Source organism: Fructobacillus tropaeoli (genome assembly GCF_001047135.2).
GTDB lineage: Bacteria > Bacillota > Bacilli > Lactobacillales > Lactobacillaceae > Fructobacillus > Fructobacillus tropaeoli.
In genome coordinates this window covers 76,823-97,939 of record NZ_DF968078.1, presented here as the reverse complement: position 1 = coordinate 97,939, position 21,117 = coordinate 76,823, and the positions used below count along the sequence as shown (strand labels likewise).

General features: G+C 47.1%; 19 protein-coding genes, 2 pseudogenes and 2 riboswitches. Of the genes and pseudogenes, 18 read left to right on the top strand and 3 right to left on the bottom strand.

What is annotated here, in order from left to right; all coding sequences use genetic code 11:
• The first annotated feature begins 31 nt into the window (after positions 1-31).
• From AOQ32_RS00450 to AOQ32_RS00420, 7 genes and pseudogenes are all read left to right on the top strand, one after another.
• Positions 32-886: an alpha/beta hydrolase gene (locus AOQ32_RS00450; protein ID WP_059393087.1), complete on the top strand. Its 855-nt coding sequence runs from the start codon at positions 32-34 to the stop codon at positions 884-886.
• A 154-nt stretch (positions 887-1,040) separates the two neighbouring features.
• A pseudogene (locus AOQ32_RS09170) lies at positions 1,041-2,345 on the top strand (MFS transporter).
• Entirely contained in the window at positions 2,342-2,719 is a 378-nt protein-coding gene (locus AOQ32_RS00440) for a MerR family transcriptional regulator (RefSeq protein WP_059393086.1), read from the top strand. Before AOQ32_RS09170 ends, AOQ32_RS00440 begins: the two are co-directional and overlap by 4 nt.
• A 206-nt stretch (positions 2,720-2,925) precedes the next feature.
• Entirely contained in the window at positions 2,926-4,266 is a 1,341-nt protein-coding gene (locus AOQ32_RS00435) for an FAD-dependent oxidoreductase (RefSeq protein ID WP_059393085.1), read from the top strand.
• Between the two features lie 109 nt (positions 4,267-4,375).
• A riboswitch (TPP riboswitch) is annotated at positions 4,376-4,466 on the top strand.
• A gap of 81 nt (positions 4,467-4,547) precedes the next feature.
• Positions 4,548-5,105 (top strand): ECF transporter S component, encoded by a 558-nt coding sequence (locus tag AOQ32_RS00430; protein ID WP_059393084.1) that lies wholly within the window; start codon positions 4,548-4,550, stop codon positions 5,103-5,105.
• A gap of 12 nt (positions 5,106-5,117) precedes the next feature.
• The gene (locus AOQ32_RS00425) at positions 5,118-6,527 is read left to right on the top strand and encodes an ATP-binding cassette domain-containing protein (RefSeq protein WP_059393083.1); all 1,410 of its coding nucleotides are present in this window, start codon (positions 5,118-5,120) and stop codon (positions 6,525-6,527) included.
• Positions 6,524-7,192: an energy-coupling factor transporter transmembrane component T family protein gene (locus tag AOQ32_RS00420; protein WP_242976695.1), complete on the top strand. Its 669-nt coding sequence runs from the start codon at positions 6,524-6,526 to the stop codon at positions 7,190-7,192. The genes AOQ32_RS00425 and AOQ32_RS00420 overlap by 4 nt, the downstream gene beginning before the upstream one ends.
• Before the next feature lie 69 nt (positions 7,193-7,261).
• Here AOQ32_RS00420 and AOQ32_RS00415 read toward each other — a convergent pair whose 3' ends face one another.
• Positions 7,262-8,134, bottom strand: coding sequence for a LysR family transcriptional regulator (locus AOQ32_RS00415; RefSeq protein ID WP_059393082.1), 873 nt, complete (start codon positions 8,132-8,134; stop codon positions 7,262-7,264).
• 108 nt (positions 8,135-8,242) lie between these two features.
• Here AOQ32_RS00415 and AOQ32_RS00410 point away from each other — a divergent pair, with 108 nt between their 5' ends.
• The 4 genes from AOQ32_RS00410 (at position 8,243) to AOQ32_RS00395 (ending at position 12,109) form a co-directional block, all read left to right on the top strand.
• A complete protein-coding gene (locus AOQ32_RS00410; protein ID WP_059393081.1) occupies positions 8,243-9,580 on the top strand; it encodes an amino acid permease in 1,338 nt (445 codons plus the stop codon).
• Positions 9,581-9,735: 155 nt separating this feature from the next.
• The gene (locus tag AOQ32_RS00405) at positions 9,736-10,497 is read left to right on the top strand and encodes a pyrroline-5-carboxylate reductase family protein (RefSeq protein ID WP_059393080.1); all 762 of its coding nucleotides are present in this window, start codon (positions 9,736-9,738) and stop codon (positions 10,495-10,497) included.
• A 198-nt stretch (positions 10,498-10,695) separates the two neighbouring features.
• Complete coding sequence (locus AOQ32_RS09165) at positions 10,696-10,926, top strand: PH domain-containing protein (RefSeq protein WP_083994300.1); 231 nt, start codon at positions 10,696-10,698, stop codon at positions 10,924-10,926.
• Positions 10,847-12,109 carry a PH domain-containing protein gene (locus tag AOQ32_RS00395; RefSeq protein ID WP_059393079.1) on the top strand — a complete coding sequence of 421 codons (1,263 nt, stop codon included), beginning with the start codon at positions 10,847-10,849 and terminating at the stop codon, positions 12,107-12,109. Before AOQ32_RS09165 ends, AOQ32_RS00395 begins: the two co-directional genes overlap by 80 nt.
• Before the next feature lie 208 nt (positions 12,110-12,317).
• Here AOQ32_RS00395 and AOQ32_RS00390 read toward each other — a convergent pair whose 3' ends face one another.
• Complete coding sequence (locus AOQ32_RS00390) at positions 12,318-12,776, bottom strand: MarR family winged helix-turn-helix transcriptional regulator (protein ID WP_059393078.1); 459 nt, start codon at positions 12,774-12,776, stop codon at positions 12,318-12,320.
• 133 nt (positions 12,777-12,909) lie between these two features.
• Positions 12,910-12,998, top strand: a riboswitch (TPP riboswitch).
• A 145-nt stretch (positions 12,999-13,143) separates the two neighbouring features.
• Between AOQ32_RS00390 and AOQ32_RS00385 the strand changes: the two genes are divergently transcribed.
• The 6 genes from AOQ32_RS00385 to AOQ32_RS00360 all read left to right on the top strand — a co-directional run bounded on the left by AOQ32_RS00385 (position 13,144) and on the right by AOQ32_RS00360 (position 18,160).
• Positions 13,144-13,800, top strand: coding sequence for a TenA family protein (locus AOQ32_RS00385; RefSeq protein ID WP_059393077.1), 657 nt, complete (start codon positions 13,144-13,146; stop codon positions 13,798-13,800).
• Entirely contained in the window at positions 13,797-14,615 is an 819-nt protein-coding gene (gene thiD / locus AOQ32_RS00380) for a bifunctional hydroxymethylpyrimidine kinase/phosphomethylpyrimidine kinase (RefSeq protein ID WP_059393076.1), read from the top strand. The genes AOQ32_RS00385 and thiD overlap by 4 nt, the downstream gene beginning before the upstream one ends.
• A gap of 13 nt (positions 14,616-14,628) precedes the next feature.
• Entirely contained in the window at positions 14,629-15,276 is a 648-nt protein-coding gene (gene thiE, locus AOQ32_RS00375) for a thiamine phosphate synthase (RefSeq protein ID WP_059393075.1), read from the top strand.
• Positions 15,273-16,064, top strand: coding sequence for a hydroxyethylthiazole kinase (gene thiM / locus AOQ32_RS00370; RefSeq protein ID WP_059393074.1), 792 nt, complete (start codon positions 15,273-15,275; stop codon positions 16,062-16,064). Before thiE ends, thiM begins: the two co-directional genes overlap by 4 nt.
• Positions 16,065-16,353: 289 nt before the next feature.
• Entirely contained in the window at positions 16,354-16,746 is a 393-nt protein-coding gene (locus AOQ32_RS00365; RefSeq protein WP_059393073.1) for a tautomerase family protein, read from the top strand.
• Positions 16,747-16,987: 241 nt separating this feature from the next.
• Complete coding sequence (locus AOQ32_RS00360; RefSeq protein WP_059393072.1) at positions 16,988-18,160, top strand: iron-containing alcohol dehydrogenase; 1,173 nt, start codon at positions 16,988-16,990, stop codon at positions 18,158-18,160.
• A gap of 142 nt (positions 18,161-18,302) precedes the next feature.
• On the opposite strand, the pseudogene AOQ32_RS00355 reads toward AOQ32_RS00360, so the two are convergent.
• Positions 18,303-19,990, bottom strand: a pseudogene (locus tag AOQ32_RS00355) (glycoside hydrolase family 13 protein).
• Between the two features lie 165 nt (positions 19,991-20,155).
• Between AOQ32_RS00355 and AOQ32_RS00350 the strand changes: the two are divergent.
• The gene (locus tag AOQ32_RS00350) at positions 20,156-21,004 is read left to right on the top strand and encodes an alpha/beta hydrolase (RefSeq protein WP_059393071.1); all 849 of its coding nucleotides are present in this window, start codon (positions 20,156-20,158) and stop codon (positions 21,002-21,004) included.
• Positions 21,005-21,117: the final 113 nt, after the last annotated feature.

The following is a 21,117-nucleotide window of genomic DNA, read 5'->3' as shown; positions in this document are numbered from 1 at the left end:
CCTGGCCAATCGGTTGGCCGTAAAGGAGTCGATGAAAAAGAATAAAAAAATGATAGCGATTGCAGGTGCATCGACAGCAATACTGGCGATGTTGGCAATCGGGCTGACCGTTTGGCTAACCCAGCCATCGAAACCCGTTTCCAATACAAAGCCGATCGAAGCAATGGTGTTCTTTCACGGCTATGGTTCTTCCCGAAATGCCGAACAGACGATGAGTCGGTATTTAATCCAGCAAGGGTATTCAAACCGCAGGATTAATGCGACGGTTAGCAAAAGCGGCCAGGTTAGTTTTAGTGGTACCGTGAAGAAAGGGGACCAGAATCCACTGATTCTGGTGCAATTTAACGATAATCGAAATACTAACTTTACTAAGACAAATCAGTGGGTCACCAAGATTATGGAAGATTTGCATGATCAGGGGATTCAGTCAGTGAACCTGATTGGCCATTCGATGGGAAACTTGGCCATCGCTTTTTACTTGAAAAATCATGTGCAGCAAAGTGATCAATTGCCAGTTGTGAAACGGCAAATTGCGATTGCTGGTCCCTTTAACTTTTTGAAGGATAGCCCAAGGCCAAAATCAAACTTGAACTTGGCAGATCCTGCCAGCCAGTCCGAAACTGATTTTAAAAAGGTCGCATTAGCTGGTTTGGAGCAATACTACGAGAATAATCAGACCAAAGTGTTGAATATCTACGGCAATAGCATGGGTAAGGAGGAGTCAGACTCGACCGTCACGAATAACGCGTCGAAGTCATTGAAGTACTTTGTCCGTCAGCCAAGTACTTACCAGGAAAAGTTATTTACTGGTAAAAATGCGCAACATTCAAAGCTGCATGAAAATCAGGATGTCAACAAGGTCCTCAAGCAGTTCTTAACGGAATAGCAGCACAGTCAATGCTGAAAACAGTCTTTTAAAAAGGCTGTTTTTTTTCTTGTTCTTTTTCTTGACTTGGAGTTCACTCCAGGGTGTTTAATGATCACTGACCTGAAAACACAATGCTTGGTTTTGAAAAGAAACCAAGATAAAGGAGATAAGAATGACAAAACAACGATTTGGGATGGTCTTGCCGATCAGCTTACTCGCCTACTTTTTGATTTTGATGGATAATTCCATTATTTTTACCAGTGCAACTGAGATTGGCCAAAGCCTAAACCTTTCTTCTCCCACCTTGTCGTGGGTTTCCAATGCCTATACATTAACCTTTGGTGGCTTTTTACTATTATCGAGCCGGCTTTCGGATTTACTGGGGCGTAAACGGATTTTCTTAATTGGGCTCACAATTTTTGGACTCAGTTCATTATTGATTGGCTTGTCGGGCAGCGCTACCCTTGTGATTGCACTGAGGGCAATCCAGGGGCTTGGTTCTTCGATTATTGCGCCGACCACCTTGGCCTTGATGATGGATAACTACCAAGGGCAAATGCGCGAACGAGTAATCGCTTACTATGGTGTTACAGCCGGGATTGGTGCTAGCCTAGGGCTGTTAATTGGTGGTGGCCTCACAACTTTATTTTCTTGGGAAGGCGGTTTTTTGATTAACGTGCCGCTGACGGCATTACTGTTCTGTTTGACGATTCGTTTTGTTCCGAATAAAGCGGGATTAAAGACAAAAATTGACTATATTGGTGCTATTCTATCGGTCATCGGATTAGCGGCCTTGATTGGTGGCTTAACGAGTAACCAGTGGCTACTGATTTTATTGGCCGTTATTGTTTTAGCCTGCTTTATCGGCTTTGAAAGCCGGCAAAAACAGCCAATGTTGCCCTTGGTTTTGTTTCATAACTGAGTTCGTGCAGGTGCCTACGTGGCCCGCATGCTCTTTATGATGGCGATGCTCCCGTATTGGTTCTTTTTGCCTCAGGTATGGCAAGCTAGCTATCATCTAACGGCGTTACAATCCGGGTTAGCCTTTCTCCCCTTAACATTAGTCCAATTTGTAGTATCGTTATCTCTAGGAAGGCTGACTGCTCGTTTTGGCAATCAGTTAATTCTCCTAGTCGGGGAGGGACTGTTGTTTCTTGGCTTACTGTGGACGGCTCTGTCAGCGGTTTCTTCAGGCTATTGGTTGGCTTTTGCCTTGCCAATGGTGGTGATTGGCATTGGGCAGGGCCTGGTCCTGGCGCCAGTGACGTCAGCCGGTCTGTATCAAGCGCCTGACGAACTAGCTGGTATTGCCTCAGGGTTGACGAATACGGCCCATCAAATTGGTGGCCCAATCGGTCTTTCTTTGATTGTGGCAACGGCGGGGGACTACCATGGCCAAGTAGCAACAATGGCTTTCTTTACGGGAATGGCTTTTGTGGTTGTGGCCGTTTTTGTTGTACGAAAGGTGCAAAAATGAATATTAAAGAACCTGCAAAGGCGACTGGATTGTCAAATGATACGATTCGCTATTATGAACGAATTGGGGTCATCATGCCGGTCCCCCGTAAGGAAAATCAGTTGCGCGATTTTACCGAGCGCAACATTAATCAATTGAAATTTGCCAAAACGATGCGCCACGCGGGTGTTTCCATCGAACGATTGCGTGAATATATTGGCATGGTGCTGGAGGATGATGACCGGACAATTCCTGCGCGGAAAGCTTTATTGCTAGAACAAGCAGAAGAGATGCAGGAACGAATTAATCAAATTCAATCCGCCCACGATCATTTACTGTACAAAATTGACCATTACGAAAGCCACATGCGTCAGGCGGAGAATCGTTTAGAATAGGGCGCTGAAATCGTTTGATAACTGGTAAAGATGTCTGATTTAGAGAGGAAAAACGAATTTTCATCAAATTAGGACGACTCTATCTGCCCCTTTGTTTTATTTGATACTTTCTTGAAAACTGTTGGATAAGTGATTGACAGAACGCTGTTTTATTGGTAAACTTTAATTACAATTTTCACATAGCTATATATTAGGAGGCACTTTTAATGAAAGTTGCAGTAATTGGTTCAACGCACGCCGGCGTGTTTGCCGCTAAGCAGATTAAGGCAGACCACCCAGACGCTGAGGTACACGTGTTTGAAAAGAATCAAACAGTTTCTTTCTTGTCATGTGGAATCGCCCTTTGGATTGGTGACAATGTTTCATCAACTGACAAGATGTTTTATGAAACGCCAGATTCAATGGCTAAGCAGGGCATTTCAATGCACATGCAAACGCTTGTTGAAGCTGCAGACTTGGAAGCAAAGACTTTGAACATCAAGGACTTGGTTTCTGGTGCCCAGTCAGAAGAAACTTTCGATAAGATTGTCATTACTACTGGTTCACGCGCTATCAAGCCCCGCATCCCTGGCATCGATTCTGACAAGGTCTTTGACTCAAAGACTTGGGATAACGCCAACGCCTTGAAGGAAGTAACTGAAAAGGTCAAGCGGATTATCGTTATTGGTGCCGGTTATATCGGTGCTGAATTGGCAGAACAATTGTCAGTTAACGATAAGGAAGTCACTTTGATTGATGGGTTGGATCGTGTATTGTCAAACAACACGGCTCCTGAATTTTCATCTGTTTTCCAAAAGGCCTATGAAGACCATGGTGTTAAGTTAGCGCTTGGTCAGATGGTTTCAGGATTTGAAGACACTGCTGATGGTATCAAGGTTACTACTGATAAGGGTACTTACGAAGCTGACATTGCCATCTTGGGTATTGGTTTCTTGCCAAACACTGCGATGTTTCGTGACCAAGTTGATATGTTGCCAAACGGCGCCATCAAGGTTAACAAGTTCATGGAAACTTCTGTGAAAGATGTCTTTGCTGCCGGTGATTCAGCAACCGTCTTCTACAACCCAACACAAAAGGATGACTACATTCCATTGGCAACCAATGCTGTTCGTCAAGGAATCTTGGTTGGTAAGAATATTGCAGAACCAACGATGGCTTACCAAGGTACACAAGCAACATCAGCTGTTGAATTGTACGAAATGGCTTACGCTTCAACTGGTTTGACTGTTCAATCAGCAGCTCGTAAGGGCGTTGAAGCAGATTCTGTGACAATTTCAGAAGATTACCGTCCTGATTTCATGTTGTCAACAACGCCTGTTAAGGCTTCATTGACTTGGGAAAAGGGTACTCGCCGCATTGTTGGTGCTGCCTTCTTGTCAAAGCATGACATTTCACAAGCTGCCAACGTGGTTTCATTGGCAATCGAAAATGGCATGACAATTGATCAATTGTCAATGACGGACTTCTTCTTCCAGCCAAACTTCGGTCAACCAGTCAACTATGTTTCATCAGTTGCGATGGCTGCCGTTGCCAAGGCAAACAAGTAAAAATTAACTTCATTCAAGCACTCGGGTATTGCACCCAAGTGCTTTTTTATTTGAAAGCCCTTGCATAAAGGCCAGAGACAGTGTAAGCTAATAAAGTAGTAAATTTGAATATAGCGATCTGGGGTACCATTTTGGTTGAGAATTAAACCCATTGAACCTGTTAGGCTAAGACCGACGAAGGAAGATCCACACAAGTTTTTTATGACCACCCGTGTTGGACTCTGCCCAGGCGAGTGGTTTTTTAATGCCTTTTTGTTTCCCTGGACGCAAAGGAGAGAATAATGAAACAAAAGTGGACGCTACAAAACGTGATTTTGCTGGCTTTGATTGGGATTATCTTCTCGGTCATTTACTGGATCATGGATCCGGTTTACCAAATCGTTAACAGTGGCTTGGCCGTGATTGGGTTGCAAGCCTTTACGAATGAAATCACGCTTGGTGTATGGATGATGGCCGGACCATTGGCTTCTTACATCTTAAAGAAGGTTGGTGCAGGCTTTATCGGGGAAATGCTCGGGGCTGCCGGTGAAATGTTCTTGGGTGGTTCTTATGGAGTTGGAACGCTCTTGTCAGGCTTTATCCAAGGAATCGGTTCTGAACTTGGTTTCGCCTTGGCGGGTTATAAGAACTGGTTTGCTGGTCTTTGGTTGTCAACTTTGACTGGAACAGTCGTTACCTTTGGTTGGGACCTCTTTAAGTCAGGTTACATCCACTACAAACTGGGCTTGTTAGTCGCTTTGTTCATCGTTCGTTACCTATCAATCTTCTTCTTCTCAGGTGTCTTGGTACACTTGATTGCCAAGTTGTTGGATCGGTCAAAGTTGTTGTCCCACGAATAAGGAGGACAAAAAATGGCAATAACTGCCAAAAACCTCACGGTGGCTTATCGTGACCAAGCCATCATTGATGATTTAAATTTAACGCTTGAAAAAAAGACCCTGACCCTGTTAATGGGGCCTTCCGGGTCAGGAAAATCAACTCTGTTAAAGGCTTTAGCGGGTCTTTACCCCCAATATGGTGGTCAGGTTAGTGGTGAAATTGAAATTGATCAAACGGCGATTGCCACACTGAAGGCGAATGAAAGAGCCAAGCGCGTGGCTTTGCTCTTTCAAAATCCCGATGACCAGTTTGCCATGCCAACGGTGCGGGAAGAATTTATTTTTGCACTGGAAAACCTCGAATTAGGCAAGGACGAAATTGATCAAAAGACGGCCTGGGCATTGGAAAAGGTTGGCCTGATTGATTTTATCGACCGATCCTTTGTGACTTTGTCCGGTGGGGAAATGCAAAAGGTTGCCTTGGCGGAAGTGTTGGCCCTGGGGGCCGACTACCTGTTGTTGGATGAACCGTTTGCTGCTGTCGATAGCCAATCGCGAGAAGACCTTCAGGTTTTGCTCCAACAGTTGAGCCAGGAGGGCTACGGCATTCTTGTTTCCGACCACGACCCGGCCGGATATTTCGATAAAATCAGCCAGTTTTATCAGCTCAAAGAAAAGGCTTTGGTGTTAGTTCCTAAAAATGATTGGAGCCAATATGATTATCAAAAGCAGACGGTGGTGTTAAAACCGGTTGCCGAAAGCGACCAAGCACAAGATACTGCCTATCGCTTTGATAACCTGCGGATCCAAAATGGGGAGCGCCTGGTCTTAGACCAGGATATCTTGCAAATTTTTGCTAAGGGAATCACCTTGCTGACCGGGCCAAATGGGGTTGGCAAGTCTTCTGTTCTGAAGACGTTGGCGCGACTGCGCCGCTATGAGGGTTCTTTGACCTACCAGGAGCAAGAAGTCCATGCCTGGAAACCGCGTCTCTACTTTGGCCAGGTCGGTCTGCTGTTCCAGTCAGCCTCTGACCAGTTCTTAAACATCACGGTTGATGAGGAGCTGGACCAGGTGATGGCCAAGAGCCACCATGCTGATTTCTGGACAAAAAAGGTTTTGGACCAGTGGTTATCAGACCTGCACTTAACAGGCTTGGGTGACCGGTCGGTCTACACGCTTTCGGGTGGCCAGCAGAAGAAACTCCAGCTGCTGTTGATGCTGATTATGGCGCCACAAGTGCTGTTCTTAGATGAACCGCTGGCGGGCTTGGATGAGCAGTCGGTGGCAGTCGTTTTGAACCTGATTCAGACCTGCCAACAGGCGCTCGGATTGACCATTTTGGTTGTTTCGCACCAAACAAGGGACCTGGTCAACATTGTTGACCGTCACTTGCGCTATGAGCAAACGGCGATGGCCTACCAAGAGGAGGTTCTCGTATGATGAACGCCACACAACGCATGATTTTGGCTTTGGCGATTTCTTTGGAAATTTCCTTGACCAAATCAGTAACACTAAACGTTGTCCTCTTTTCGGTTGCCTTTTTGCTATTACTAATTCGACGTCAGCCCTTAAAGAAGATTGGCCTTTACGTGGCCATCGCCATCATTCCGGTTTTGGGTTCGTTCTGGTCCTTTTACCTGTATGGTCAGGGAACGGCAGCGGAAAATCTGCATTTCGGTTTGGTTATGGGGAGCCGAGTCCTCGTCTTTATCTTTATTGGCGCCTGGCTGACGATGGGCATGACACCCTACGTCCTCTTGGCCTCACTACGCCAAAACCTGAAGATGTCAGCAACCTTTACCGATGGGATTTTGGGCGCACTAAACTTTATGCCACGGTTTAAACAGGCTTTCTCGTCGATTCAAGCGGCGGGGATGATGCGCGGTGAAGTATTGCGGTGGTGGCAGCCAACGCTGTATTTCAAGGCTTTGGTTCATGCCATTAAGTGGTCGAAGAACCTAGCCATGGCTATGACTTCACACGGTTTCCAGGAAGGGGCCACACGGTCGGCATACCGGGATTATCCAATGGCAAAATCAGGCTGGCTGTTGATTGTTTTGATTTTGATTGTCTTGCAAGTAATCTTGTTCTTTTCTCGTTACTAACGAGGAAGGCAACATGCTGATTATTAAAAAACCGACAAATTCGTTTTACTGACGAATTTGCCGGTTTTTTTAGCCTTTTTTCAAGTAGGAAAGGATTTCTTTTTGCATGGCTTTCACAAAGGGGTCCTTAGCCGAGGAGGGGTTAATTACTAGGCCAAGGTGGCGGTAATAGGGGTGTTCGAAGGGATAAGCCTCGATTTCACCCGAGAGTCTTGATAGTGCCAAATCTGGGAGGATTCCCCAACCCAATCCGGCTTCGACCATGGCCAGAATGGACTGGTCATCAATTGAGTAGTTGATGGCCTGGGGCTTGACTTGGAGTTCGTCCAGAGCAGCCTTGGTATCGGAATCGTAATCGGACCGTTGCAAGATAAAGTGGCGGTCCTCTAGGTCGTCTTGGCTAATTGAAACGCCATTTTTGGGGGTGAAATCAGCCGGGGTAATGCACTTGATTTCATCATCGATGAGGGGCAGCGCATCCAAACGACTAATGGTTGGCAGAGCCGAGAAGCCGAGATCAATCTTTCCCAATGATAGGGCCTGTTCGATTTCGGCGAAGGAGCCCTGAATCAAGGTGATTTCAACCTGAGGGTACTTTTTAGAAAAGCGCCGGATGATGGTTGGGAGCCAGGCAATGCAGACCGATGAAATCGCACCGATTCTGATTTGCCCGCCTTGCAATCCTTGAATTTTCGCAGCGGCTGAAAGCAGTTGCCGCTCCTCGTTGAGCAGACGTTCCACCATTGGTAAAAGGATTTGGCCATTACGGGTGACCTGCATCTCAGACCGGTTGCGAATTAAAAGGGGAATGCCCAACTGCGCTTCAAGGTGTGAAATGGCGTGGGAAACAGCCGAAGGCGTAATGTTTAAGTCATCGGCAGCCTTCCGAAAGGAACCGCGGTCGGCAACTGTAGCAAAAATTTGGTAAGTAAAAGTTTTCATGATAATTCCCTTGATGAATTTTTATAATCTTAAATTGAAAAAGTTTAGTTTTACTTGTTATAGCACCAAGTATAGACTATTAGGGTAAGATTGCAAAGGAGATTGTTCATGAATAATGACCAAACGGGCTTCGCCCGCACGCTGTCTCACCGTCACGTGGCCATGATTGCCCTGGGTGGGACGATTGGAACCGGGCTTTTCTTGGGAGCCGGTTCTTCGATTCATAAGGCCGGACCAGCTATTTTGCTGGTTTATATTATCACGGGGCTGTTTGTCTTCGCGATGATGCGCGCCTTGGGTGAATTGTTAGTATCAGATGATTCAAAACCAGTGTTTATCGATTTTATGACCCAGTACTTGGGTGAACGAGCCGGCTTCGTCTTAGGCTGGACTTATTGGATTGGTTGGGTCGTGATTGCCATGACCGAACTAACGGCGATTGGAACATACATGCACTATTGGTTCCCTGATTGGCCGGTATGGCCATGGGAATTAGCCTTTCTCATCGTGTTGTACTTTGTTAATACGATTGCAGTTAAGATTTTTGGGGAAACCGAATTCTGGTTTGCCATGATTAAGATTGTCGCCATTGTGGCGATGATTATTACCGGCCTGATTTTGGATTTGGGACACGTAAAGACCTCAATGGGTGTGACCCAATTTTCAACGCTATGGTCGCATGGCTTAGTGGCTGATCACGGTAAGGGCTTGTTGTCGACCTTCCAGATGGCCTTCTTCGCCTTTTTGGGTGTTGAATTCGTTGGGATTACCGCAGCCGAAACGAAGGATCCATTGGAAACGATTCCGCGAGCCGTTAATTCGATTGTGATTCGAATTCTGATTTTTTATATCGGTGCTTTGTCGGCGATTATGATTATCCAGCCGTGGACCAACTACCAGGCTGGTGAATCACCATTCGTCCAGGTGTTCTCTGGTATCGGCGTTCAATCGGCAGCGGCCGTGATTAACTTCGTTGTGTTGACGGCAGCCGCATCCGCTATTAACTCCGCCTTCTTTACAACGGGCCGGATGTTGTATTCATTGGTTGGCGAAAAGTCACGCTTTAAGAAGTTAAACAAGAATGCCATCCCCAAGTCCGCTATTAACCTGTCAACGTTGATTGTCGGCCTCGCCGTGGTAGTTAACTACTTGTTCCCAACGGATGCTTTTACCCTGATTTCATCAATGGCTTCAGCAGCATTTTTACTGATTTACATGGCCTTGATGGTGACGCACTTGCGTTTCCGCAAGGCGACGAAGGGGCAGCAGAGCCATGTCTTCCAATTACCATTGGCACCCTTTAGTAACTACTTGACGATTGCCTTTTTGACCTTGATTTTCGTCATTCTGTTGGTCACACCGGCCACGACGGTAACAACTTTGTTAGCCGCCCTGTGGATGGTGCTCTTGACCGTTATCGCTTTTTTCAAGTTTAAGAAAAATTAAGCCAAACTATCAAAATCAGTTTGTGCTTCGTCCTTGTGTCAACAGGGACGGGGCATTTTTTGATTGCTAAAAGCCGACTGATTTGTCAGAAGGCGAGGTTAGAACTGTGATAAAATGATAAAATGAGGGCAAGCGTGATTAAAGGAGTAGGATTTATGAAAATTGCAGTTGTTGGTCTTGGACACATGGGAACAGCCCTTGTTCAAGGACTAAAATTAGGTGGACACACAGTCTTGGGGTATTCATCAAATGTCAAAAAGGCGGCAGCTTTGCAGATCTCAGCGGTGAACACATATGAGGACCTGGTGAAGGCAGACTTTGATGTGATGATGTTGACGGTTCCAGCTAAGCTGGTAACGGCAGTCTTGGCAAAAATCGTTGCTGCTGGTCTTTCTGAAAAGGTCATTGTTCTTTCTGCAGCTGCCAGCGTGCAAAACGCTGATTTACGGGCGGCAGCCCCAAAGAACCCGGTCACAACTTTTATTCCAAATATTCCGGTTGCGGTTCAGGCCGGGACGATTGCTTTGGCAGCCGATGAATCCGTGACTGGCCAAAACGATCAGGTGGTCCATGATGTCTTGGAATCATTGGGGGATGTCTTGGTTGTGAAGGAAGACCAATTGGCCATCGCCGGGACCATCGGTGGCTGCTCACCAGCCTTTATCGATGTCTTGATGGATGCCATGGAAGACGCAGCTGTTGCCAAGGGCATGGACCGAAAGCAAGCGGCCCAGATGGTGGCCTCAGTGGTTGCCGGGACGGCGCAATTGGCACGACAGTCTGATTTGTCCGCTGGTGACTTGAAGGGGCAGATTACATCGCCTGGGGGCACAACGATCAAGGGAGTCTTAGCCTTGGACCAGTACGGCTTCCGTGGGGCAGTGCATGCCGCCATTTTGGCAGCTGCCGGTGATTAAAAGCTCAGACTTTTTAAATGAGTGAACGATAACTTGGGACCAAGAAGCCAAACTACTTCTTAGCCCCATTTTTTTTATGAGAGAGGGAGAGAACGATGCAAGCATTACCAGCAACGATTAAAAAGGTCTGGTATATCTTGGTGGGAATGGGTCTTGCTTTTCCTAGCACTGTTGATCTGGTCCATTTTAAGCTTCTGGATGAAGACCTATGAACTCACGGATAGCGAACTGATTTACCGGTCGGGTGTGCTGGAACGGCAGGTGCGCCACTTGCCTTATCATAAAATTCAAAATATCGACCGGAAGCAATGGTTTTTCCTACAACCATTTCATTTGGAGGAGATCGCCGTTGATTCTGGGGGGGAGGGGAGCCAAGCAAAATCAGATTTCACTCTCCGTTGTACCAACCTGGGTGGCGCTTGTTCTTGAGCAAAAGCGACAGGATGAAACGACTAGTCTGGTTACCTTGATTGAACGCGCAAAAGTTCAGGCGCAGAATGAAGGACCAGCGACAAAGGAACAAGACGAGTTAGTGGACAAGGAAGACCCGCAGGGGCAGTCGTTTGATGTTGAGAATGACCCGAAAACCGCCACTCAAACAAGCTCGTTGCGGTCAAATGGTTCTAGCAGGCTTTCTGCTGATTCTTATCGGGCTTCTGTTCTATCCTTGATTACCTATGCCGTGACGACGCCTGAAGTCATCTTTCAATTCTTTATATTTTTGGGTGGGTTCGTTCACTTAGACCAGCAAGGGGTAGTCAGCCATTGGCTTGAGCAGGAATTTACCAATCATGTTCTGGGTCTGGGCGCACTGGTGATCGTCTTGCTGATGGTTCTGTTTGTCTTAATCGTGATTGCTTTTAATGTTTTGCGAACGGTGATTTTGTACTTTGGCTTTGAAGTTCACCATGATGCTGGTCATTTAACGATTGCTCGGGGACTTTTCGAACGACAAACGATGCATCTGTCGATTAACCGGATGCAAACGGTTGAGGTCCGCCAAAATATTTTTCGGCAGGCACTGAGCTTGGCGACGGTCAAGACACGGTTAATTACCGACGAAAATGGCGAAGATAAGGTTTCTAAAAACGTACCGACTTTGATTCCAATGGTAAAATCAGGAGCTGTTGACCACTACTTGTCACAGTGGTTGCCTAATTTTCCAAGCAAGACAATCAAAAAGACCAGTAGCTTAACCTATCAGATTTTGACAATGATCCGTAACGGCCTTTTTTGGACCTTACCTGTCGCCGCCGTCCTGATCTATGTTTTCCAACGGTTGCCGTTCGTTGTTTTGCTGGTTTTGCTTGTGCTGGCCTTCGTTGCCGGTGCTGGCTGGTATAAGGGGAAGGCGACAACCGCCCAAGTGGTTAACGGCCAGGTTCTCGTTTTGAAAACGGCGAAGAACTACGAAACGATTACGACCTACATTGCCTGGGATAAGATTCAGTCGTTGTCCATTAAGCAGAGTTGGTGGCTAGCTCGTCGTAATCAGCGAGCCCACCTTGCCGTGGTGGTCCGAACTGATACCAGTACGAAGGTTTTGACTGCTCGCTACTTGCCAATGGAGGAGGTCAAATCCATCTTTGATTGGTACCAATCACTTGGTTAGAACGGTGCATTCGTTGCAAAATTTAGGGAACAAAAAGAGGCGCGAGCCGTCTTGCTTGCGGGCGTCTGAGCCACTATTACTTGCAGATGGCTAACTGCAATTAAGTGGTGAAACTGCGTTGATTTTTGGGCCAAAGAAAAAAAGAGTCGAGGATACAATGGCTGTATGCTCGGCTCTTTTTTCTTTGTGATGCGATGCTTCGACAATCTTAGAAGTGGTGGGTTTTGACGACTGCTTGAGCCTGGTCAATACTTTCTGGCAAAGCGGCATCAAATTGACTCCAGAGGTCTTGGTCAAATTGATTGACGATGTCTAATGCTTGTTGCAGTTTTTCCTCGCCAGCCTGAGTTAAGGAGAGGGCTTTTGAGCGTGGGTTCTTCTTACCTGGGTAGCGGTCCAAAAGATCTTCACGACTCAGTTTGGTGATAATGGCCGAAGCGGTCATGGCATCAACGTCCGCTGCCTTGGCCACCATAATTTGCGTAATCTCGGTATTTTGTAAACTCAGGACATGAACGGTGGCCAAAATTTGGAATTGGGGGTGGGTCAAGTCAAGCTCACGAAGACGGTATTTCATTTGGCGGAACCAGTCAGTATATAAGTTGAAAAACTTCTGATTGGTTGAATCCATGTAGCGAGTGAGTGAAACGGTTTTGACAGGGCTCATGGGGAACCTCCTTGGTATTAGAATTAATCTGTAAGTATACTTATAATATAACTGATTTCGCAGCGGGTGGCAAGCTCCCTCGAAGAAGTTTTTTCACACGGATTCTAATTTCCGTGCTATACTGCTTGTGTGATAAATAAAGTTGGGGTGCCCTGAGCTGAGATTATACCCATTGAACCTGATGCCGCTAGCACGGTCGCAGGAAACTTCGAAAAACGGATTGAAATCCTAAAGACATTGCCCATGTTCGGTAATCGTCAACAGGCCAGAAGTCCTCAGCTCAGGCTGAGGGCTTTTTTATTTTGTCTAATTGGCGGCTGCCAACACCACAGTTTGCCAAAATAAAGTTGATGATTGAGGAGAAAAAATGACGAAGACGCTGCCGTTTTCCGACCGCTTTATGCAAGTGATGGAAGAACACAAGGCTGATTTTTATGCCAATCCCTTTATCCAAACAATGATTGCTGGGGAAGTTAATCCTGAGGCGCTACTCTATTACGTGCAACAAGATTATCGTTACCTGGGGCATTATTTGCCACTGTATGAGCAGGTTTGCCAGACATTAACCGGACAAACAATTGATGCCGAAGTGGCCGACGATGACCGCGAATATGCCGCGCACAAGATTTTACTGGATTTGGCTCAAACCGATGATAAGAGCATCCAAGAAGGCAAGTACCCAAATTCAACGGTCACGGATCAGTACGTTAACCACATGGCCAAATCAGTTGAAAAGGATCCGTTTATCGGTTTGGTTGCCTTGGCTGCCTGCCCTTATGACTATGCCTACTTGGCTGATTTGTTAATTCGGGATGGTCTCATTAAGCCAGATAACCCATTTATGCCATGGGTGGGCTATTACCGTGGGATTGATAAGGGCTTGACGCGACCAATGTTAGCTTTGGTTAATCAGACGGCTGAACAAGTGAGTCCTGAGGTGCAAGAAGAGGCCTTAGTTGCCTTTATCCAATCAACAAAGTATGAAAATCAATTCTTCCTGCAGGGAATGGAGGCAACAAAATGATTGATCCAAACCAATATCCGACAGCATTGACCATTGCCGGTTCTGATTCCGGTGGTGGTGCCGGTATGCAGGCTGATATCAAGACCATGCAGGCTTGCAAGACTTATTCAACGGTCGTGGTGGCTGGGTTAACTGCACAAAACACACTAGGTGTGCAGGGCGCTTATCCAACTGATTTGGCCGTGATTGACCAACAGTTTGCCTCAGTGATGGCCGACTTTGATGTCCGTGCAGCCAAAACGGGGGCGCTCTTCGACGAAGCTCGCGTCCTCCAGGTGGCAAAAAACATCCGTCACTACCAACAAAAGAACTTTGTGGTCGACCCCGTGATGGTCGCCAAGGGTGGGGCAACCTTGCTCGACCCAGCCGGAATTGCGGCCTTGAAGAATCACTTGCTGCCATTAGCCACACTGGTGACACCAAACCTCCCCGAGGCCGAACTTTTAGCCGATATGAAAATCAGTAACCGCGATGACATGGTCACCACTGCTGGTCAAAAGATTCAGGCCTTGGGCGTTCCAAACGTCATCGTCAAGGGTGGTCATGGGGAAGGTCCTGTGATTTATGATTATGTCTTATTGGAAAACGAAGAAGGCTTCTGGCTAGAAGGACAAAAGGTTGAAACGTCAAGCAAGCACGGGACGGGGGACACCCTCTCGGCTGCGATTACGTCCTTTTTGGCCCAAGGTAATTCTCTGCGAGAAGCAATTGAAAAGGGCCACCGTTATATGAATACCATTATCGGGCAGCCGCTAGTTATCGGTCACGGTCATGGTCCTTTGAACCATGGACAGTGGTCGAATCCAGAAGATTAAGAGGGAGAAGATAATGAATTTTGATCCTGCATCATTAACGGTTTATCTCGTTGTGGGGAGCCAAAACGTCAATGACGATCCAAACGAAGTGATCCGTGTGGTTCAAGAGGCCTGTGACGCCGGCGTAACGGCTGTCCAGTACCGTGAAAAGGACCACTCGAAGTTGAACCAAGCGGAAAAGGTGGCGTTGGGCCAGAAAATCAGGAACATTACGAAAGCGGCTAACGTGCCTTTGTATGTCGATGACGACCTGCCTTTGGCACTGGCCATTCAAGCGGATGGCCTGCATGTTGGTCAAGGCGATACACCGGTGCGAGCAATCCATGAAGTCGCCCCTGATTTACTGCTTGGTCTATCCGTCCACGACTTGAAGGAGCTGGCTGCCAGTGAAGCTGATTTGGCAGTCGTTGACTACTTGGGTGTTGGACCGGCCTTTGCAACGACCAGTAAGGAAAAGGTCAAGGAGGCCATTCGGCCAGACGGTGTCTTGGCGGTTGCGTCAAAGAGTCCGCTGCCAGTTGTGGCCATTGGTGGTATCCATGAAGAGAACTGCCAGGAATTAGCAGAGTTACCGATTGCCGGTGTTGCCGTGATTTCGGCTATTACCGCTAGCGATGATATTCAACGAAGTGTTCAGAAATTACGAGGAGTGACAAAATGAGTCAAACAATCTTAACTGCCGTTCGTCAGAACCAGCCCATCGTCTTGAACGTAGCCAATAGCGTTACCCCCCAATTGGTGGCCAATGCCATTGCCTATATCGGCGCTTCACCAATTATGCTCGAAGATCCGCTGGATGCTGCTGATTTGACGAAAATTGCCAACGCTGTAACCTTGAATTTGGGCTCAACTTCCGAAAATTCACAAAAGGTGATGATTAATAGTGGGAAGACGGCCAACGAATTGGGCCTTCCCGTTGTCTTTGATCCCGTTGCCGTTGGTGCAACGCCATTGCGGTCAAAGCGGGCCAAGGAACTCTTGGAATCAGTCAAGGTGAGCATCGTGCGCGGTAACCTCGGTGAGGTCGCGACTTTGGCTGAAGTGGCATGGGAAAGCCACGGTATCGATGCTGGTAGCGGTACGGCTGACCCAGTTGAAATCGTTCAGAAGGCGGCTCAAAAGCTTGGTGCCGTGGTGGTCGCAACCGGTGTTCAGGACTTGGTTTCAGACGGTCAGACGGTCTACCAGATTGATAACTCGGCTAGCCAATTGGCAACCAATGTTGGGATGGGGGACGCGCTAGACGGCTTGTTGGGCGCTTTCGCTAGTCAAAGCATGGACTTGGCTGATTTGGCCTATGCGACCGCTGCTCTACCCGTTGCCGGTGAACTGGCGGTGGCCGAAGGTGTCGCTGGTCCTGCTGATTTCTTGAACAAGATGCTCGACCAGTTGGGCAACTTGACGGATGAAAAGCTCCAAGGGCAAATTCACCTGCACCAAGTCCAGTGATGATTTTGGCTGTGATTGCCAGTTATGCGAGTAAAGCGGACTACATGAAGGGCTCCGCATCTTGCTGTGTCAGTTGATTGCTGGATAGGCAAGCCAACCGGCCTGCACGAGGGGTCCCTCAGCATGCTGTGTGAGAATGCCTGCTGTCTACTAGGCGCGAGTAGGGCAAAACCGCCCGTCGTCAGCGTCGCAGTAAGCTTTGTCAGTGTTCATCACACTCGCGATTGTGCCTACCGGGCTTTTATGCTAGGATTAGTCTATTAGCAGAGCCACATGAGGAGAAATGCGCATGCCATTAATGAAAATTGACTTGATTAAGGGTCAGTACGAACCCGCAGAAATTAAGAATATCATGCAACTGTCTTTTGACGTTGCCAAGGAAACGTTGTCATTACCAGACCGTGACCGTTTCCAAATCGTGACGCAACACGAAGACTATGAAATTAATTTTCAAGATGTTGGTCTTGGCTATGACCGTTCAGACAAGGTTTTGTTCTTTACGGTATTGTCAACGCCACGTCCAGTGAAGGCCAAGAAGGAATTCACGAAGTCATTGGTGGCCGTCTTGGCTGATAAAGCCGGCGTTCGCCGGGAAGATGTCATTATCTCCTTTATCAGCAACCACGCTGAAGACTGGTCATTTGGTGAGGGAAAGAATCATTTCTTGAACGGTGACCTTTAATAAAATTAGCTCGCTATCACTGAGTGTTAGCGAGCTTTTTTGTTAAAATCAGCTATTGTTAACTACTGGCCAATTGCCCGTCGCTGCCGTAATGATCAAGAGTGGTATATGGAAAATTGACAGATGGGTTTTGTTCCTCTAAAATGGATGCACAAACCTTTCAGAGGGTTTAAGTCGAGCAAACAGGCTATTTAAATTACAAATGGTCTGCTTGTATGTTTAAAAAGGAGTTCTGTCAAAAATGGAAAATTTTACATTTAAGAACACAACTGATATTCGTTTCGGGAAAGATCGCTTGGACACTGAATTACAGGCTGCTATTGCCCAATTTGGTCAAAAGGTGCTCGTAACCTACGGGGGTGGTTCAATTAAAAAATCAGGTCTGTACGAACGCGCGATCAAGGCGCTGGCAGGTTTGGATGTGACAGAATTGTCTGGGATTGAGCCCAATCCAAAGATTGCCTCAGTCCGTGAGGGACAAAAATTAGTGAAAGACAACGATATCGATGTCATCTTAGCCGTTGGTGGTGGGTCTGTTATCGATGCTTCAAAGGTCATCGCTTCTGCCAAGTTCTATGACGGCGACCCTTGGGACTTGGTTTTGGATTCCAAGAAGCGCTTTGCCATTGACCAGTTGCCCGTTGTCGACATTTTAACGTTGGCGGCTACCGGAACTGAGATGAACACTGGTTCTGTGATTTCCAACCCAGAAACGAAACAAAAGTTGGGAACCGTTGGTCCGAATACACCGGCCGTTTCCTTCCTGGATCCAAGTTTGACGTTCTCAGTTTCAAAGTGGCAAACGGCAGCCGGATCAATTGATATCTTTAGTCATTTGACGGAACAATACTTTGACCAAAAGGGTTACGAAAACGATGTTCGCAATGGCTTGATTGAAGGGATTATGCGGACTGTGATTAAGTGGGCGCCAGTTGCCTTGCGTGAACCCGATAACTACGATGCTCGAGCTAATTTGATGTGGGCCTCAACCATGGCTTTGAACGGCTTGCCACGGACAGGCAATGTCAATTCATGGTCAGTGCACCCAATCGAACACGAATTGTCAGCCTATTATGACATCACTCACGGTGTTGGCCTGGGAATTTTGACGCCACACTGGTTAGGCTTTATCTATTCAGAAGAGACAAAGCCTTATTTTGTTTCCTTGGGACGGAATGTCTGGGACTTGACGGGGGATGATGATACTGTTTCCACCCAGACAATCGCAAAGACCCGGGAATGGTTGGCTAGTCTTGATGTACCAACGACATTGCCTGGTGTTGGCATTGAGACGGACCAGGACTTTGATGCCATGGCTAAGAGTGCGGTTCAAGTTAATCACTTGGATCAAAATGCCTTTGTGAAGATGACGACGACAGACGTCCGCAACCTCTTGGAAGCCTCAATGAAATAAGAGAACTGATTTGCTGGGAGGCGAGCTTTCCTCGACCAACTATCAAATCGCGACCACAGCAAAAGAACCAAAGATCGACAATTTGTCGTATCTTTGGTTCTTTTTGTTCGTTTCATGTAGGTGGAGGGTCTTTGTTAAATCTTTAGCGGTTATACAAATAGGTCTTAGCTTCGTATGGTCGCAATTTGAGACCCAAGTCATCTTGGTAATTGCTGATGAGCAACTGGGCATCGGCAGGAACGGGGTAATCGCGTTCTAGGTACTGGTCGGTGAAGTTGTTAATAATCAAGAGTTCTTGGTCGTCACCAATTCGCTTGTACGCGTAGACCTGGTCATCGGCCGGGTCAATCAATTCGTAGTGACCGGTAGTAATGAGGTCAAGGTCATGGCGGAGCTGAATCAGCTTTTGATAGTGGTAAAAGACCGAATTATCGTCGGCCAAAGCAGCGGTCGCATTGATGGTCTCGAAGTTGTCATTCAACTTCAGCCAAGGTGTACCGTCGGTGAAGCCGGCGTTTTTTTCCGGCCGTCCACTGCATTGGTGTCCGCGCGTTATCACGTCCCTTATAGTGGACGTAATCGAGCATGGTGTCGTTGTCAACTAATTTTTCCTTGTCGACAATGAACTTCCCACCGTTGATAATTTCGATATCATCGAAATCGTCCCAGCCCAGGTTATAGGCATTAGTCATCCCCAATTCCTCACCCTGGTAGATGTAAGGCGTTCCCTGCATGAAGTGCAAAAGGGTGGCGAGCATCTTGGCTGAAACTACTCGGTATTCGGCAGAATCGTTCCCAAAGCGGCTGACGATGCGAGGCTGAACGTGGTTATCCCAGTAAAGGGTATTCCAGCTATTGCCCTCCAGTTCCGTTTGCCACTTGCTCAAGTTGTCCTTGAGCTTGACCAATGAAACCGGCTGGTTATCCCACTTGCCCAGTGCTGGGTTGGGGTTGTCATCAAGACCCGTGTGCTCGAACTGGAAGACCATGTTTAGTTCGCTGCCGTCGATGCCAGCATACTTGCGGGCATGTTTAATGTCGACACCAGAAGTTTCACCAACGGTCATCAAATCAGCATTGTTCAACACCTTTTGTCGCATTTCCCGCAAGTATTCGTGCACGTGAGGGTCGTTAGCGGTCAATGAAACCGGATTAGCGTAGGTATTGCCGTCGGGCAATGGTGCATCCGGCAATCCACCTGGCTTTGAAATCATCGAAATCACGTCCATCCGGAAGCCATCGATTCCCTTGTCGACCCACCAGTTCATCATTTGATAAACTTGGTCGCGGAGTTCGTCATTTTTTCCAGTTCAAATCAGGTTGACCCTCAGCGAAGAGGTGGAGGTAGTATTGACCACTTTTTTCGTCAAACTTCCAGGCTGAACCCGAGAAGAAAGAGGACCAGTTGTTTGGTTCATGACCATCAACGGGGTCGCGCCAAATGTAAAAGTCGCGCCTGTCATTATCCTTGCTTGACCGGCTTTCGATAAACCATTTGTGCAGGTCAGATGAATGGTTGACCACCAAGTCCATCACGATTTTGATATCGCGAGCGTGTGCAGCGGCCAATAAATTATCGAAGTCCTGCATCGTCCCAAATTCTAGGTTGATGGCTTGATAATCCGAAATATCATAGCCGTTATCCTTGTTGGGTGATTGGTAGATTGGATTGAGCCAGATCACGTCCGCTCCTAATTTGGAAACCTAACTCAGACGCTCCTGAATACCCTTCAAATCACCAATCCCATTGCCGTTCGAATCCTGAAAAGAACGAGGGTAAATCTGATAAACGACGGCCTTTTGCCACCATTTAATCGCGCTTGTTGTCATTTAAAAACCTCCAATTTGTTTTTCGGTTGAAAATTGAATCTACCACGCCATTATAAAGAAAATCAGCTGTGAAATAAAAGGGGTTCGAACTTTAAAAGCTTACTTTTCGTTGATAAGAGCGGTATAATTTTAGACATCAAATGAGGAATCTTGGAAGGAGTTTCAGTGTTTAAAAAGAAGGTGTTTTGGGGCATTCTGGTTGCGCTAGTGGCAATCGGGGTGGTCTTTTATCTGGTTGGTGCCAAAATGAGTCCAACCTTGTCCGAGCAGAATGGCCAGCGACCAAAGGAGGCCACGGTCTTCTTTCACGGCTATGGTTCCAGCCGCAATGCCGAAAAGTCGATGAGCCAGTACTTGGTGGACCATGATTATTCCAACCGACGAATTAATGTAACGGTTGCCAAAGACGGCACAGTCACCATGGATAAGACGATTGCCCCCGGTGACAAAAATCCGATTATCTTGGTCCAGTTTGATAACAATAAGAGCCAAGACTTTAACCAAACGGCCAAGTGGGTCACGACCATTATGACCAAGCTGAGTCAGCAAGGAATTCGGTCCGTCAACCTGATTGGTCATTCGATGGGAAATATGGCGATTGCTTTTTACCTGATGAATGCAGCTGATAATGGTCACGACCTGCCGAAGGTGGTCCGCCAAATCTCGATTGCCGGGACGTACAACGGGCTGATTTTAGCTAACCCGCAGTCAAATTCACCGTTAAGTGCCGAAGGTGAGCCGCAAACGAAGACCGAAATCTTTAACCGCTTAGCGGGTCTGACGGCTTACTATCAAAACCACTCGACGAAGGTCTTGAATATCTACGGTAATTCGACTGGTGGTTCCGCCTCTGATACGACCGTTTATAACAATTCGTCCAAGGCCTTGAAGTACTTTGTACGTCAGCCAAGTACTTATCAGGAAACGCTGATTGAAGGGGCAGGTGGTCAACACTCAAAGCTTCATGAAAATCAGACCGTTGATCAAGACATCTTAAAGTTCTTGCAAAATTAATATAGATAAAATAAAAATGATTGTAGCCATAGGGGCTGCAATCATTTTTTGCTTTCATCATTTCGTCGCCAGTGTACTTAGCATCAGCGAGGCGAGGTCGAGGAAGAGATAGA